This window comes from Variovorax boronicumulans (genome assembly GCF_040544675.1).
In the GTDB taxonomy this organism is placed as follows: domain Bacteria; phylum Pseudomonadota; class Gammaproteobacteria; order Burkholderiales; family Burkholderiaceae_C; genus Variovorax; species Variovorax boronicumulans_D.
In genome coordinates, this window is record NZ_JBEPKK010000015.1 from 117014 (window position 1) to 133359 (window position 16346).

Genomic DNA, 16346 nt, shown 5'->3' on the forward strand with positions numbered 1-16346 from the left:
ACGGCACAGGCCCTGATCAGGCCCGGGACGGCTCGGTCGGCAGGTCGTCCGCCGGCGGCGGCACATCGGCGCCGCGCGTGAATCGCGCCACCAGGTACATCGCCGCGAACACGGCCGCCAGCAAGAGCCCGTCGCCCCACCAGGGCCGCGCGGTCTGGCTGTCGCCGTAGAAGGCCAGCACCAGCAGCACCGCCACCAGGTGCGCGCAGAACACCGGAAGCGACGCCGAGCCCATGGCTTCCAGCCAGTGCAGCCGAGGAATGCGGCGCATCAGCCAGGGCCCGAAGCGCACCGCCAGGATGCCCAGCGCCAGCAGGTTGACCAGCCGCAGCGGCCCCAGCTGCCATTTGTCGAACAGCAGGTTCAGTTCCACATCGCCGCCGAAGGGCGCCTGGCCGTTGATGCCGGTGTGGCGCCAGTAGATGCCGTAGACCGCAATGCCCGCCGCCAGCACCAGCAGCCATGTCGGAAAGCGCAGCGGCCGCGCCTCGGGTCCGTTGCGGGTGGCGCCGATGCACAGGCCCGCGAACCACAGGAACTGCCAGGCGTAGGTGTTGAAGGCGCCCATCTCGTGAAACGGCACCGGCACGCCCAGGTAGTGCACCGCCAGTCCGTAGATCCACTCGCTGATGCCGAACTGCGCCATGGCCCACACGGTGGCGCTCGCCGCCATCACCAGCGACCAGCCGTGGCGCATGGCGAAGGCCAGCACCCAGGGGCTCATCAGCATGAAGAAGATGTACATCGGCAGGATGTCCAGCAGCGCCGGCTCGTAGACCAGCAGCAGCCCGTACAGGAAACCGTCGCGCGGCTCGGCCAGGTAGTACGACACCAGGTTCTTCACCGCCGGCTGGTCGATGTGCAGGCCCAGCGCCGCGATCACGGTGAAGAGAAACAGCAGGATCGCCGCCTGGCACAGGTAGACCTTGAGCACGCGGCGCCAGAAGGCGGTGCGCATCGAGTCCACCCCGCGCACGTAGCCGATGCGGCTGTAGACCAGTCCGGCCACGAAAGCCGACAGCAGCACGAAGCCCTCGGCGGCCGAAACGAAGCCAAAGGGCTGGCCCAACGGATCGGTCAGCCGCGTGGGAAGGTGGGTGACGGTCATCAGCACGAGCATCAGCCCGCGCAAGGCGTCTATTTCCCAGTAGCGTTTCATCGGTCGGCGGCGAGGTCTTGGTGGCGGTCTGCGCGGCGCACGCACGACGGGGTGGATTGTAAGAAGACTGGTGTAACCCTCGTGCGAACCGCCGCGAAGGGCCACGGGCCGCGCGAACGACCTATGACCCTTGGCACTGTCGAACTGACGCCCAAATCGGCTACGCTGCGCGCTGCCCCAAGGAGGAGATCCCGTGACCCGTTTCGTTCCCACATTGCTGCTGGCAGCAAGCGCGCTGCTGGCCGGCCCCAGCCACGCCCTTCAGATCACCAGCCTGACCCCCCAGGGCGAGGTGGCACGCGTGCGCCAGATCGTCGCCAAGTTCGACCAGGCGGCCGTCAATTTCGGCGATCCGAAGGCGCCCGCGCCGCTCTCGGTGAGCTGCTCCGACGCACAGGCCGGCAAGGGCACCGGGCGCTGGACCGACGCCAAGGCATGGGTCTACGACTTCGAGAACGACCTTCCCCCGGGCGTGCGCTGCACCGTCACCCGCATTCCCACCTTCAAGCCCAGCGCGGGCGGCGAGCTGACCGGACCCGAGCGCTACCAGTTCAACAGCGGCGGCCCGTTCGTGCGCAGCTACATGCCGGGCACCTATGCGCGCATCGACGAGCAGCAGATGTTCGTGCTCGAACTCAACGGCGCGGCCACGCTGGAGAGCGTGCGCCAGAACGTCTGGTGCACGGCCGACGGCGTGGGCGAACGCATTCCGGTCAAGCTGCTCGACGGCGAACAGCGCACCGGCCTGCTCAAGGCCTTCAGCCGCGACAAGGCCGCCGAGAAGGAGCCGCTGCGCTTCATCACGATGCAGTGCAACCGCACGCTCACGCCCGGCGCCAAGGTGCAGGTGGTCTACGGCAAGGGCGTGGCAACGCCCTCGGGCGTTGCCAACAACGTGGAGCGCCGGCTGGAGTACCGGGTGCGCGAGCCCTTTGCCGTGTCGTTCAGCTGCGAGCGCGAAAACGCGCAGGCCGCCTGCCTGCCGCTGCGCCCGATGCAGTTGCAGTTCAACGCACCGGTCACGCGCAAGCTGGCCTCGCAGATCGAGCTCAAGGGCGACGGCAAGACGATCAAGGCCAAGCTGGACAACGACGGCGGCACCCAGAGCGACGACGACGTGGTCAACGGCGCCAGCTTCGGCCCGCCGCTGGCCGAAAGCACCCAGTACAGCATCGAGCTGCCCGCCAAGTTCGAGGACGCCTCGGGCCGCCCGCTGGCCACGCCCGACAGCTTTCCATTGAAGGTGGCGACCGGCGCGATGCCACCGCTGGCCAAGTTCGCGGCCTCGCCCTTCGGCGTGATCGAGCGGCTGGCCGAACCCGACACCCCGGCCATGATGCCGGTGACCGTGCGCCGCGTGGAGCCGCAACTCATGGTGCAGGCGCTCACCCCGGGCAAGGTGAGCGACATCAACCCGAAGACCGACGCGGAAATCATCGCGTGGTTCCGCAAGGTGCGCCGCTACGACAACAACTACGTCGTCAGCCGCGAGATCGCGCGCAGGGACGTCAAGGGCGCCATCCCGCCCGTCATCGACAAAGACGACCGCAACAGCGTGCAGACCCGCATGGTGTCGCTGCTGGCGGGCCAGCCGGGCGTGAAGTCGCTGGACATGCCCAAGTCGGACGCGGGAGACCCGCGCCCCTTCGAGGTCGTCGGCATTCCGCTGACACCCGGCTTCCATGTGCTGGAAATCGCCTCGCAAAAGCTCGGCGAAGCGCTGCTGGACGAGCGCTACCCCGCCGGCCGCACGATGTACGTGCGCACCACCGCGCTGGCCACCAACCTGGCGGTGCACTTCAAGCTGGGCCGCGAGAACTCGGTGGCCTGGGTCACCACGCTGGACAAGGGCAAGGTGGTGGCGGGCGCCCAGGTGCGCGTGTCCGGCTGCGACGGCAAGGCCGTGGCCACCGGCACCACCGACGCCAACGGCATCGTCACGCTGCAGGGCGTGTCGCCCGAGACGCCCAGCTGCAACGGCCCCGGCGAATACGACAGCGGCGCCTGGTTCGTGAGCGCCCGCGCCACGGACGACAAGGGCGTCGAAGACCTGGCCTTCACCTTCAGCGACTGGCAGCGCGGCATCGAGCCCTGGCGCTTCAACGTGCCCACCAGCCTGCAGCCCGAGGCCGACCGGGTGGCCCACACCATCTTCGACCGCACGCTGCTGCGCGCCGGCGAAACGGTGTCGATGAAGAGCCTCTTGCGCACGCAGACCAGCAAGGGCTTCGGCCTCCCCGAGGACCGGCCGAACACGCTGGTCATCACCCATGTGGGCAGCGGCCAGCGCTTCACGCAGCCGCTCAATTGGCGCAAGACCGCCACCGGCGGCCTGAGCGCGGAAAACAGCTTCGCCATTCCGCCCGCCGCCAAGCTCGGCGTGTACCAGGTCATGCTGCGCTCCGGCGCCGGCAAGGACGCGAACGGCGACAACGAGGGTGAAGGCGACGGCGACGAAGGCGGCTATGGCCGCAGCTTCGGCACCGGCACCTTCCGCGTCGAGGAGTTCCGGCTCCCCGTGCTCGAAGGCCGTATCTCGCCCACCGAAAAGAAACCGCTGGTCGCGGCCACCACGGTGCCCACCGATGTGCAGATCAACTACGTGGCCGGCGGCGGCGCCGCCAACCTGCCGGTGCGCGTGTCGGCGATGGTGCGCGGCAAAGCCTTAAGCTTTTCCGACTACGACGCCTTCAGCTTCAACCCGCCGCGCGCCGACCAGGGCGAAGGCACGCAGGCTGCGGCCGCGTCCGACACCGCGGGCAGCGAGGAAGACATCAACAGCGCCAGCGACACCCGCGTGATCGCCGACAAGCTGCCGCTCACGCTGAACAAGGACGGCGCGGGCAAGGTCACCATCGACAAGGTGCCCAAGGTCAAGGCCGCGCGCGAGTTGCTGCTCGAAGCCACCTACGCCGACCCCAACGGCGAGGTGCAGACCATCCGCAGCACGCAGACGCTGTGGCCCGCGTCGGTCATCGCCGGCATCAAGACAGAGGGCTGGGTCTCCACCAGCCAGAAGCTCAAGTTCCAGGCGCTCGCGCTCGACCTCACGGGCAAGCCCCAGGCCGGCGTGACGCTCAACGTGCGCGCCGTGGCCCGCATCACCACCACCAGCCGCAAGCGCATGGTGGGCGGCTTCTACACCTACGACAACAAGACCGAGACCAAGGACATCGGCACCGTCTGCAGCGGCAAGAGCGATGCACGCGGCCTGCTGCTGTGTGAGTCGGAGCTGAAGGAAGCCGGCGAAGTCGAACTCATCGCCAGCGCCACCGACAGCGACGGCCGCGACAGCAAGGCCGTGAGCTCCGTCTACGTGACCAAGCAGGGCGAACTCTGGTTCGGCGGCGAGGACAACGACCGTATCGACGTGCTGCCCGAGAAGAAGAGCTACCAGCCCGGCGAGATCGCCAAGTTCCAGGTGCGCAGCCCCTTCCGCTTCGCGACCGCGCTGGTCTCGGTGGAGCGCGAAGGCATCATCGAAACCCACGTCGTGCAGCTCGACGGCAAGGACCCGACGGTCACCCTGGAGGTCAAGCCCGAATGGGGCCCGAATGCCTACGTGAGCGTGCTGGCCCTGCGCGGGCGCCTGCGCGAAGTGCCGTGGTACAGCTTCTTCACCTGGGGCTTCAAGGCGCCGCGCGAGTGGTGGACCGCCTTCTGGTACGAGGGCAAGGAATACGTCGCGCCCACCGCGATGGTCGACCTGAGCAAGCCCGCCTACCGCCTCGGCATGGCCGAGATCCGCATCGGCACGCGCGCCCACCAGCTGGACGTGACCGTCACCAGCGACAAGCCCAGCTACCCGATCCGCAGCAAGGCGCAGGTCACCATCACCGCCAAGCTGCCCGACGGCAAGCCGGCCGCCGGCGCCGAAGTGGCGCTGGCCGCGGTCGACCAGGCCCTGCTGGAACTGATGCCCAACGACAGCTGGAACCTGCTCAATGCGATGCTGCAACGCCGCAGCTGGGGCGTGAGCACCTCCACCGCACAGATGGAAATCGTCGGCCGGCGCCACTACGGGCGCAAGGCCGTGCCCGCGGGCGGCGGCGGCGGCAAGGGCCAGACGCGCGAACTGCTGGACACCCTGCTGCTGTGGAACCCCAACGTGGTGCTCGACGCCAACGGCCAGGCCGTGGTGACGGTGCCGCTCAACGATGCGCTCACCACCTTCAAGATCGTGGCCGTGGCCGATTCGGGCACCAGCCTGTTCGGCACCGGCCAGGCGAGCATCCAGGCCACGCAGGATCTGCAGATCATCAGCGGCCTGCCGCCGCTGGTGCGCGAGGACGACCAGTTCCGCGCCCAGATCACGCTGCGCAACACCACGCAGAAGCCGATGAAGGTCGAGGCCACGCCGCGCGCCACCCTGCTCACGCTGGAAACGCAAACCGTGGACATCCCCGCCGGCGAAGCGCGCGAGGTCGCGTGGACCGTGACCGCGCCCGCACAGCTGGCGCAGACGCGCGCCGAAGCCATCCTGTGGGAGATCGAAGCCAAGGACACCCTCGGCGGTGCGCGCGACGCGCTCAAGGTGCGCCAGCGCATCGTGCCTTCGGTGCCGCTCACGGTGCAGCAGGCGACGTTGGTGCAGGTCGACGGTCCGTTCACGCTCGACGTGGCACCGCCCGCCGACGCCCTGCCCGGCCGCGGCGGACTGAAGCTGTCTCTGCAGCCCAAGCTGGCCGAAGGCCTGCCGGGCGTGCGGGACTGGTTCGCGAACTACCCCTTCATCTGCCTGGAACAAAAGACCAGCAAGTCGGTCGGCCTGCGCGACGCGAAGATGTGGCAGGGCGTGCTGGCCACGCTGCCAACCTACCTGGACGGCGACGGCCTGGCCAACTACTTCCCGCCGCGCGACGGCGAAGCCAACCGCGGCAGCGACATCCTCACCTCGTACCTGCTCGCAGCGACCCACGAGGCCGCGCAGCTCAACCCGGCCTTCGCGCTCGCCGACGACCTGCGCGCGCCGATGGAGTCGGGCCTGATCGCTTTTGTCGAAGGCCGCATCACGCGCGAGTTCTGGAGCCCGCGCAAGGACCTGGACGTGCGCAAGCTCGCCGCGCTCGAGGCGCTCTCGCGCTACGGCAAGGCCAAGGGCAGCATGGTCGGCAGCATCACCATCGCGCCGAACCAGTGGCCCACCAGCGCGGTGATCGACTGGCTCAACATCCTCAAGCGCGTGAACGATGTGCCGCAGCGCCAGCAGCGGCTGGACGAGGCCAACAACGTGCTGAAGGCGCGCCTGTCTTACCAGGGCACCAAGCTGATCTTCAGCACCGAGCAGGACGACTACTGGTGGTGGCTCATGACCAACGGCGACGTCAACACCGCGCGCCTGTTGCTCAGCGTGATGGACGACCCGGCCTGGAAGGACGACATCGGCAAGCTCGCCAACGGCTTCATCGGTCGCCAGCAGAACGGCGCCTGGCACACCACCACCGCCAACCTGTGGGGCGGCCTGGCGCTGGAGAAATTCAGCAAGGTGTTCGAGAGCACGCCGGTGGCCGGGGTCACGGCCGCCACGCTGGGCGCGGTGAAGGCGCAGGTCGACTGGAGCCGTGTCGAGCGCGTGAAGACCAGCGACGCGGCAGGCGCACCGAACCAGACCACCTTCTTCGGCGCGCCCGCATCGCCGGGCAACCTGAAGAACAACACGATGTTCCTGCCGTGGGCCACATCGCCATCGGGTGCACCGGTGCGCGACACGCTGCTGGTGACGCAGCAAGGCACCGGCAAGCCGTGGCTCACGCTGCAGTCGATTGCCGCCGTGCAGCTGAAGGCGCCGTTCGCGGCCGGCTATGCGCTCAAGAAGACCATCACCCCGGTCGAGCAGGCCACCGCGGGCAAGTACACCCGCGGCGACGTGCTGCGCGTGACCATCGAGGTGAACGCCAGCGCCGACATGACCTGGGTGGTGATCAGCGACCCGATCCCGGGCGGCGCCACCATCCTGGGCGGGGGCCTGGGCCGCGACTCGCAGATCGCCACGCAGGGCGAAAAGAAGTCGGGCGCGGGCTGGCCGGCCTTCGAGGAACGCAGCTTCGAGGCCTTCCGCAGCTACTACGAATACCTGCCCAAGGGCGTGGTGAAGATGGAATACACGGTGCGCCTGAACAACGTCGGCGACTTCGCGCTGCCGCCGAGCCGCGTCGAGGCGATGTATGCGCCGGAGATGTTCGGCGAGACGCCGAATGCGCGGGTGAAGGTGGAGGCGGCGAAGTAAGCCGCCGCCCAAGAGCGAGTCATCGACAGCACGACGGAGGAATACACATGGGACTGGCCATCAGCGTCGGCACGCTTGCCGACTTTCTGGAAAACGACCCCGAAGGTGCCGAGTGGTTCGAGGGCGACTTCGAGATCGTGAACACCGTGCTGGCGGCGGCGGGCCTGCCCGCGCACGTCGAGCCGCGCGAGCTGCCGCCGCTGGATTCGCGGGCCTCGCTCGACGGGTTTCCGTACTCGTTCATCCACTACCTGCGCCGCGCCTATGCGCATTGCGTGGTGTCGCCCGGCTGGACGGCAACGCCTGTCGAAGAAGGCGCGGATCCGTCGGAAGACCCGGCCGTGCAGGAAGCGCTGGACATCACCGAAAGCCATCTCATCTGCCACTCGGATGCGGAAGGCTTCTATGTGCCGGTCGATTTCGAGGAAGTGCTGTTTTCGGAATCGGAGTCGGAAGACGAGGCGCTGACGGGCGGCATGCTCGGCTCCTCGTACCGGCTGCGCGACGAACTGGTGCAGGTCGCGCCCGCGCTCGGCATCGCACTGGTCGACGGGCAACTGTCGGACGAGGAAGCGGCACGCATCGACGCGCTGAGCGAAAACGACGAAGGGCTGTACCGCGAGTACGCCTCCTGGCTGCTTCTGTATGAAATGGCGCGGCTGAGCATCGCGCACAAGACGGCCATTGTTTTTTCCTGAGTGCGGCCCACGCGATCGGGTGAAAAGACGCAAGGATGAAAAAACGTGTCCGCATCGGTCGTGCGCCGGCCATTCCTGGCGAAGTTGAAAGAGCCGACGGCCAGGCATCGCTCTCCTGCCCCAAGCCCTGGGACGCCCTCGAGGAAAGCTCCACCCCCGGCGTTCGCTACTGCGCCGACTGCCGCAAGAACGTGTTCGAAGTCGACAACGTCGAGCAGATGCATGAAGCGGCTGAACAAGACCGCTGCGTCGCCATCGCAAGCGACAGCAGCTATTTCAAGGATCGCTCCGGCGCCATGACCTCTACGCCCCACGCACGCCGATTGGCCACCGTCACTTTGCTCGTGCGCGACTACGACGAAGCCATCCGCTTCTTCACCGAGGCGCTGCGCTTCGAGCTCCTCGAAGACACGCCGCGCGGCCCGGGCAAGCGCTGGGTGGTGGTCGCGCCTTCACGCGGCGCCGGTGCTGCACTGCTGCTTGCCAAGGCAGCGGACGACGAGCAGCAGGCGGCGGTCGGCAACCAGGCCGGTGGCCGCGTCTTCCTGTTCCTGCACACGCAGGACTTCGCCGCCGACCACGCGCACATGAAGGCCCACGGCGTTCGCTTCCTCGAAGAACCGAGGCACGAGCCGCACGGCACGGTCGCGGTCTTTCAGGACCTCTGCAGCAACAAGTGGGACCTGCTCCAACCCGCATAGGCCCGTCGAATGCGCCCGAATGCATGTCGGGGCAACACCTGAGGCGGGCACGGGCCTACACTCCCGCCTCCGGTCATCACCCCGCGGTCATACCTAGGAGAACCCATGAACACCCTGGAAATCGCCAACAAGCTCGTGGCGCTGTGCAAGGAAGGGAAATTCGACGAAGCCCAGGTGCTGTATGCACCCGAGGCCGTGAGCGTCGAGGCCGGCGGCCCGCCCGGCCAGTCGCGCGAAGCGGTGGGCCTGGCCGCCATCAAGGCCAAGGGCGAATGGTGGGTCGCCAACCACGAGGTGCATTCCATGCAGGTCGCGGGCCCCTGGCCGCACGACGACCGCTTCATCGTCGGCTTCAGGATCGACGTGACCATGAAGCCCACCAGGCACCGCTTCACGATGGAAGAAATGGCGCTCTACACCGTCAAGGACGGCAAGATCGTGCGCGAGGAATTCTTCTACACGATGGACTGAAGAAGATGGACGGAGGGAATGCTGCGGTGCCCCTCGAATGGCGCCACACGCTCGAAGCACTCGACTGGCACGCGCTCTCCCACCTCTACGAGATCGCCCCGCTGGGCCACAAGAAACCGGCCGACCTGCAGGTCGTGTTCTCCAACAGCCTGTTCAAGTGCCTGGTCTATGAAAACGGCCGGCTGGTGGCCGCCGGCCGCGCGATGGCGGACGGCCTCGATTGCTCCTACATCTGCGACGTGGCGGTGCACCCGGACCACCAGGGCATGGGCCTGGGCAAGGCAATCGTCGCGAAGCTTGTCGAGCTCTCGCGCGGGCACCGCAAGATCATCCTGTACGCGGTGGCGGGCAAGGAGCCCTTCTACAAGAAGCTGGGCTTCAAGCGCATGCGCACCGCGATGGCGATTTTCGGCAACGAGCAGCAGGCCATCGACCGCGGGCTGATCGACGAAGGCTGATAAAGAAACGCGCGACGGTTACGGCCGTTACGCGGGTGACGAAGCGCACGGGCGTGTGCGTTGTGGGCGACGGCCATGCGCCGGACGATCCGGCACACCTCTTCATCACTCGCCGCACCCGCCATGCCTCGCATTCCAGCCCCGTTCGCCACCCGCGCGCTCCACCCCCGTCGCACCTTTCTCGCCCAGAGCGGCTGCGGCCTGCTCGCCGCCCTCGGCGCCACACGCTTCGCCGACGCAGCCGCACCCGTCGCCCACGTACAGGAACGCCCGGACCTCGCCAGGCACTTCAAGGAAGCCGGCGTGCGCGGCACCTGGGTCGTGTTCGACAGCGCCACGTCGAAGCTCAGCGTGGTCGACCGCCGGCGCGCCGAGAAACGCTACAGCCCGGCCTCGACCTTCAAGATCCCCAACAGCCTGATCGCGCTGGAGACCGGCGCGGTGAAAGACATCGAGGAAATCCTCCCCTACGGCGGCGGCACCTACAAGCGCAAGGAGTGGGAGCGCGACATGAACCTGCACGATGCGATGCGCGTGTCGCACCTGCCCATCTACCGCGAAGTGGCACGCCGCATCGGCATGGCGCGCATGAACGAATGGATCGCCAGGCTGCACTACGGCAACGAAACGCTGGGCCCCGAGGTCGACCAGTTCTGGGTCAACGACAAGCTCAAGATCTCGGCGGTCGAGCAGGTGCGCTTTTTGATGCGGCTCGCGCAGCACAGCCTGCCGATGTCGATGCGCAGCCAGGACATGGTTCGCGAGATCACGCAGATCGAAAAGACGCCCACGCACGCCCTGCACGGCAAGACCGGCTGGCACGAAACGCCGACGCGGTCGCTGGGCTGGTGGGTCGGCTGGATCGCGCAGGCAAACGGCAGCGTGCAGAGCTTTGCGCTGAACATCGACATGGACGGCGAAGCCGATGTGGCCAAGCGCATCCCGCTGGGCCGCACGCTGCTGGCGCAGATGAACCTGCTTGCGGCGTGAGGCCCCCCGCCCCCTTCAAACGCTGCTTCGCTAGACTTTGCGCCTTCGCTGCCGAACGGAGTCCATCATGTGCCGGAGCATCAAGACCCTCTACAACTTCGAGCCTCCCGCCACCGAGCAGGAGATACGCGCCGCTGCGCTGCAGTTCGTGTGCAAGCTCAGCGGGTTCAGCGTGCCTTCGAAGGCCAACGAAGAAGCCTTCGAGCGGGCGGTCGACGAGGTGGCCGCGACCGCCGCACGATTGATCGACTCGATGGTGACCACGGCCGAGCCGAAAGACCGTGCTGTCGAGGCGGAACGCGCGAAGGCCAGGTCGGCCGCGCGCTTCGGCACCGCGCCTGCCTGAAAAAAAGGCCGCGAAGCGCAATGCTTCGCGGCCTTTCTGTAATGGCTTTGCGCCGCCGGATCAGCGGTTCGGATTGTTCGGCGCGCGGTCGTAGCGGTTGGGCACACCGTCGCCGTCGCGGTCGCGGTCCACGCGGTTGGGCACGCCGTCGCGATCACGGTCGCGCTGGGCGCGCGGCGGCGGGTTGTTGTCATACGGAGCGACGACGCAGCCGCCCAGAACGGCCGATGCGGCCAGAACGATTGCCAATGTCTTCTTCATGATGCGTTTCTCCTTGGAGTGGTTGTGAATCCGGGTGTCGCCTCCAGCGAGCCGGTACTGCATTGAAGGCCTTGCCGGTACGCGTCGGGTTTCTGCAATGAAGCCCTTGCGTGAAGTTCGTTACCGGTTGTGGACTCTGCCAAGCACTCTGGCCCACGGCGCCCTCGCTGCGATGCGGAGAGCCGCCCGTCTCCAAGTAGGCGCGATTCCCGTGGTGCATCGCCGAGAATGCGCCTTCTTTCTTCCAGCCACCCGAATCCTTCGAGATGCCCTTGCCCGCGCCCTCCGCGCCCTTCATGCCCCTCCGCAGGGCCTTCGCCCTGGCCCTGCTGGCAACGGCCTGCGCGCAGCCGGCCTGGGCGCTCGTGAGCTTCGAGCAGGTCAAGCGCGAATTCAAGTCGTCGGACACGGCCGTGCTGGACCGCAACGGCGAGCTGCTGCAACGCGTGCGCACCGACGCCACCGTGCGGCGCGGCCAGTGGACCGCGCTGGCCGATGTGTCGCCGGCGCTGCGCACGGCCATGGTGCTGAGCGAGGACCGGCGCTTTTTCGAGCACAGCGGCGTCGACTGGCGCGCGGTGTCGTCGGCTGCCTGGGGCAACCTCTGGAACACGCGCACCCGCGGCGCATCGACCATCACGATGCAGCTGTCGGGCCTGCTGGACGAGGACCTGCGCCGCGGCGCCGGCGGCCGCAGCTTCACCCAGAAGATCGGCCAGACAGTGGCGGCCGCGCAGCTGGAGCGCAACTGGCGCAAGGACCAGATCCTGGAGGCCTACCTCAACACCGTGCCCTTCCGCGGGGAGATCGTGGGCATCGACGCGCTCTCGCGCACGCTGTTCAGCAAGGCGCCCAGCGGCCTCGATGCGCGCGAGGCCGCCGTGGCGGCAGCGCTGGTGCGCGCGCCCAATGCCAGGCCCGCGCTCGTCGCGCAACGCGCCTGCGAGGTGCTGCGCGCGATGGAGCCGGAGCAGAAGGTCGATTGCAGCGCGATCGACATGTTCACCAGCGCGGCGGTGCAGCGGCGGGCCTTCGATGCCAATGAAGGAATTGCGCCGCACGCGGCGCGGCGGGTGCTGCGGGAAATCCGGGATGCGAACGCCGGCGCCGCTCCCACCCCGGCTCTCCCCCAGAGGGCGAGGGAGAAAGACAAAGATACCGGGGTGCGAACCACGCTGCGCGCGCCGTTGCAGCGCTTTGCGCTCGACACGCTGCACCGCCATCTGCGCGAGTTGCGCGAGCGGCATGTGGAAGACGGCGCGCTCGTGGTGCTCGACAACGCGACGGGCGAGGTGCTGGCCTGGGTCGGCTCCTCCGGCCCCTTGAGCCAGGCGGCCGAGGTCGACGGCGTGACGGCGCTGCGCCAGCCCGGCTCCACGCTCAAGCCGCTGCTCTACGCCCAGGCGATTGCCGAGAAGCGGATCACCGCGGCCTCGCTGATCGAGGACTCGTCGGCGCAGATCAGCACCGCCAGCGGGCTCTACATTCCGCAGAACTACGACCGCCGCTTCAAGGGCCCGGTTTCAGCGCGCACCGCGCTGGCGGCATCGCTCAATGTGCCGGCCGTGCGCACGCTGGTGATGGTGTCGCCCGAGGCCTTTGCGCGCGAGCTGCGCGCCGCCGGGCTGCCGCTGCGCGAGAGCGGCGACTACTACGGCTACAGCCTCGCACTGGGCAGCGCCGAGGTGTCGCTGCTGTCGCTCACCAACGCCTACCGCATGCTGGCCAACGGCGGACGCCATGGCGCCACGACGATGACCGTGCGCCCGCAGGCCTCGCCGGCTGAAAAGGCCAAGGCCGCCGCGGCGCCACCGCTCATGGACCCGCGCGCCGCCTTCATCGTGGGCGACATCCTCTCGGACCCCAACGCGCGCACGCGCACCTTCGGCCTGGACAGCATCCTCTCGACCCGCTTCTGGACGGCCGTGAAAACCGGCACAAGCAAGGACATGCGCGACAACTGGGCCGTGGGCTGGTCGCAGCGCTACACCGTGGGCGTGTGGGTCGGCAATGCGAGCGGCGCGTCGATGTGGGACGTGAGCGGCACCAGCGGCGCCGCGCCGATCTGGGCCGAGGTCATGCGTTTCCTGCACGCCCGCGAACCCAGCCGCGCACCCGCGCCACCGGCCGGCCTGGTCGAGGCGCGCGTGGCATTCGGCCCCGCCGCCGACGGCAACGCCATCGAGGCCGCGCGCAGCGAGTGGTTCCTGCAGGGCACCGAGCAGCCGCTGTTCGCGCTCGACACCCGCATGGCGACCGATGCCACGGCCGCGCGCATCACCGCGCCCGCGGACGGCACCATCATCGCGCTGGACCCCGACATTCCGCCGCTGCGCCAGCGCGTGCGTTTCGAATCGGAAGGGCGCGGCGTGCAGTGGCGCATCGACGGCAAGCACTTTGCGCGCGGCAACAGCGCGCAGTGGCTGCCGTGGCCCGGTCGCCATGTGATCGAGCTGGTCGATGCCACCGGCAAGGTGGTGGACCAGCGCAAGCTCGAAGTGCGCGGCGCGGGCGTGCTGACCAGGAGCGCGCGCCGATGAGGGCATTGCGTTTTTCCCCGCCTTCCCGGCCCAGCCTTCTTTTTCTCTGGCTGGCATTCGCCGCCCTCCTGGCCTTGGCCTGGTTGCCGGATGCGCAGGCCAAGCCGGTACCCGTGCCGCCGATGCAGATGCGCGTGGCGGACCAGACGAACACGCTGACGCCTTCGCAGGCCGAAGACCTTCGGCAACAGATCGCCACGCTCGAGAGCGACACCGGGGCGCAGCTCGCGGTGCTGATCGTGACCACCACCGGCGAGGAATCGATCGAGCAGTACGCCACGCGCGTGTTCAGGCGCTGGAAGCTGGGCCGCGAGGACGAAGACGACGGGCTGCTGCTGTTGGTGGCGCTCAAGGACCGCCGCATGCGCATCGAAGTGGGCACAGGCCTCGAAGGCCGGATCACCGATGTCCAGGCGGCCCGCATCATCGACCGGCAGATGACACCGCGCTTTCGAAGCGGCGACTTCGCCGGCGGCATCGAGGCGGCCGTGGAGGCGCTGGCGCAGCTGATCGGCGGTGGACAGACGGCGGTGCCGCCGCCGCGGGTCGAATCGCTGTCCTTGCCCTTTGAAGATCCGCAGGTGCAGGAAGAAAGCCCGGCCGAACCCGAGCCGGGCGGCATGCAGGTCACGCCCGCGGGCTGGGGGCTGTTGGGCGCGGCGCTGTGGTGCCTGTTGGTGGGCATCTGGTACGGGCGCGGCATCGCCGCCAACGCACAGGGGCGGGAGGCCAAGCAGAAGACCCCCCGCCCACGCAAGGGCGCCCGCCACGGCAAGCCGCGGCGGCCCGAACCCTGGGCCGATGCCGTCGCCGAGATGGCGCCGGGCCCCATCGTCGTGCCGCCGCGCAAGCCCGACGGGCGCGTGGCGCTCGTGCTGCTCGGCGGCGGCCTGGTGGGGGCAGGCTTGACGCTGCAGAACCCCGCAATGGCCGTCTTCCTGGCAATGCCCGCCGCCGTCGCATATGGCATCGGCTACGCCTGCGGCCGCTCGCGCGCGGTGAGCCTGGTGCTGGGCGGCATCGCGCTGGTGATCGCGGCGCTGGTCGCCGTCGCCTTCGTGGTCGGCGAACAAACCTTCTGGTGGGGGCTGCTGTGGGCCTTGGGCCTGGGCGGGGCCGGGCTGGCCGCCGTGGTCATCGCGGTGTGCATGCACAAGGCCTGGCAGCGAAGCCTGCCGGGATTCATGCTGCGCCTGCTGGTGGTGCTGGCGGTCTTCGCCTTCATGGTGACCACCACCCAGCCGGGCCCGGTGCCGGACGAGCGCTGGATACCGGTGGTGCTGGCGACCTTCCTCGCCCTGCTGTTCGCGTTCTTCCCCTATGGAAGCGGTGAGGGCGGAGACAGCGATGACAGTGACAGCGACAGCGGATGGAGCAGCGGTTCGTCGTCCTCCTCATCGTCCTCTTCGTCATCTTCTTCCGACTCCTCCTCCTCGGGCGGCGGGTCCAGCAGCGGCGGCGGGGCCTCGGGAAGCTGGTAGCAAGCCGATCCGCAGGGCGGCCCGAGGGTGGCCGGCGGCCGTGAGTGCTTTAGGATGTGGCCGCCCTCCACTTCCACGGCGGCCCTATGGATTCCCTGCCCGCGCTCTGGGGTGACTTCCTCGTCTTCACGGGTGTCATCTTCGGCATCCTGCGAAAAGTGCCCGACGTCGTCTGGGCCGGGGTGTTCGCGTCGTTTCTCACGCTCTCGGGCGTGAAGCTGTCCAACCGGCACCACAGCCGCAACCTCATGCTGCAGCTGCGGCACGAAAAAGACGAAAAGGCGGCCCAGCGGCTGTCGGACCTGCGCCGGGACATCTACCTGCACGCCATCGAGCAGTTCGTGCATGCCAGCTCCTACCTGAGCTCGCTGCCCGCCACCGACCTGAACAAGGCCGAATCCGCGCAACCCCTGCAGAGCTTTTTTGCGGCGGCCGCCAAGCTGCAGATGGTGTCGGAGAACAAGACCTCCGCGCTGGTGTCCGACCTGATCGGCACCTTCAGCGTGCTGCACCTTCGGCTGATCGGCGCGGCCCAGCCGATGCAGCAGTTGCTGAGCGAGATCGACTTCTACACCACCCTCTGCGAAGGCGCATTGGCCGAGCAGCAGCGCGCCCTGGCGGCCAGCGCACAGTTCGTGGAATCCGGCGACAGGGAGCTGGACGACACCCGGCGCAAGGCGCTCGAACACACACTGGACACCCAGACCAAGCTGCTGCGCGACCACACCGAGACGCGCCAGGCACTGCATGTGGAGCGCAATGCGCTGCACGGCGAGTTCATCAAGAACCTGATGGTGGAACTGCAGGCCATCAACACGAAGCTGCAGCCGATCATGGTGGCGATACGGCGCGAGCTGCGGGTGGACAACCAGATCGATGCCTATGCCAGCGCGGTGTCCGAGCAGCAGGACCGCGTGACCCATGCCGTGGCCGAGCTGATGGCGCAACTGGACGCCCCGAGAAGCCGCTGATCGGGCGCTTCCCGGTCTTTCGAGGGCGCAGGCCATCGCAGCCT

At 68.2% G+C, this 16346-nt stretch carries 12 protein-coding genes; 10 read left to right on the forward strand and 2 right to left on the reverse strand.

The window, feature by feature from the left end:
• Positions 1 to 16: 16 nt before the first annotated feature.
• Positions 17 to 1159, reverse strand: coding sequence for an OpgC domain-containing protein (gene opgC / locus ABIC90_RS22820; RefSeq protein ID WP_354358154.1), 1143 nt, complete (start codon positions 1157 to 1159; stop codon positions 17 to 19).
• 193 nt (positions 1160 to 1352) lie between these two features.
• Between opgC and ABIC90_RS22825 the strand changes: the two genes are divergently transcribed.
• The 7 genes from ABIC90_RS22825 to ABIC90_RS22855 all read left to right on the forward strand — a co-directional run bounded on the left by ABIC90_RS22825 (position 1353) and on the right by ABIC90_RS22855 (position 11049).
• Positions 1353 to 7385, forward strand: a complete 6033-nt coding sequence (locus tag ABIC90_RS22825) for an alpha-2-macroglobulin family protein (RefSeq protein WP_354358156.1) — start codon at positions 1353 to 1355, stop codon at positions 7383 to 7385.
• Positions 7386 to 7432: 47 nt separating this feature from the next.
• Positions 7433 to 8083, forward strand: a complete 651-nt coding sequence (locus ABIC90_RS22830) for a hypothetical protein (RefSeq protein ID WP_354358158.1) — start codon at positions 7433 to 7435, stop codon at positions 8081 to 8083.
• 35 nt (positions 8084 to 8118) lie between these two features.
• Positions 8119 to 8784, forward strand: a complete 666-nt coding sequence (locus ABIC90_RS27400; protein ID WP_436318238.1) for a VOC family protein — start codon at positions 8119 to 8121, stop codon at positions 8782 to 8784.
• Between the two features lie 105 nt (positions 8785 to 8889).
• On the forward strand, positions 8890 to 9255 hold the full coding sequence (locus tag ABIC90_RS22840) for a nuclear transport factor 2 family protein (protein WP_354358160.1): 366 nt from the start codon (positions 8890 to 8892) through the stop codon (positions 9253 to 9255).
• A gap of 26 nt (positions 9256 to 9281) precedes the next feature.
• Positions 9282 to 9713: a GNAT family N-acetyltransferase gene (locus ABIC90_RS22845; RefSeq protein ID WP_354358162.1), complete on the forward strand. Its 432-nt coding sequence runs from the start codon at positions 9282 to 9284 to the stop codon at positions 9711 to 9713.
• A 123-nt stretch (positions 9714 to 9836) separates the two neighbouring features.
• Positions 9837 to 10703 (forward strand): class D beta-lactamase, encoded by an 867-nt coding sequence (gene blaOXA / locus ABIC90_RS22850; RefSeq protein ID WP_354358164.1) that lies wholly within the window; start codon positions 9837 to 9839, stop codon positions 10701 to 10703.
• Between the two features lie 67 nt (positions 10704 to 10770).
• Complete coding sequence (locus tag ABIC90_RS22855) at positions 10771 to 11049, forward strand: DUF2277 domain-containing protein (protein ID WP_354358166.1); 279 nt, start codon at positions 10771 to 10773, stop codon at positions 11047 to 11049.
• 60 nt (positions 11050 to 11109) lie between these two features.
• Here ABIC90_RS22855 and ABIC90_RS22860 read toward each other — a convergent pair whose 3' ends face one another.
• A complete protein-coding gene (locus tag ABIC90_RS22860) occupies positions 11110 to 11310 on the reverse strand; it encodes a thrombospondin type 3 repeat-containing protein (protein WP_354358168.1) in 201 nt (66 codons plus the stop codon).
• A 296-nt stretch (positions 11311 to 11606) separates the two neighbouring features.
• On the opposite strand from ABIC90_RS22860, the gene pbpC reads away from it, so the two are divergent.
• The 3 genes from pbpC to ABIC90_RS22875 all read left to right on the forward strand — a co-directional run bounded on the left by pbpC (position 11607) and on the right by ABIC90_RS22875 (position 16302).
• The gene (gene pbpC / locus ABIC90_RS22865) at positions 11607 to 13850 is read left to right on the forward strand and encodes a penicillin-binding protein 1C (RefSeq protein WP_354358170.1); all 2244 of its coding nucleotides are present in this window, start codon (positions 11607 to 11609) and stop codon (positions 13848 to 13850) included.
• Positions 13847 to 15331: a TPM domain-containing protein gene (locus ABIC90_RS22870; protein WP_354358172.1), complete on the forward strand. Its 1485-nt coding sequence runs from the start codon at positions 13847 to 13849 to the stop codon at positions 15329 to 15331. Before pbpC ends, ABIC90_RS22870 begins: the two co-directional genes overlap by 4 nt.
• A gap of 86 nt (positions 15332 to 15417) precedes the next feature.
• Positions 15418 to 16302 carry a hypothetical protein gene (locus ABIC90_RS22875; protein WP_354358174.1) on the forward strand — a complete coding sequence of 295 codons (885 nt, stop codon included), beginning with the start codon at positions 15418 to 15420 and terminating at the stop codon, positions 16300 to 16302.
• Positions 16303 to 16346 lie beyond the last annotated feature (44 nt).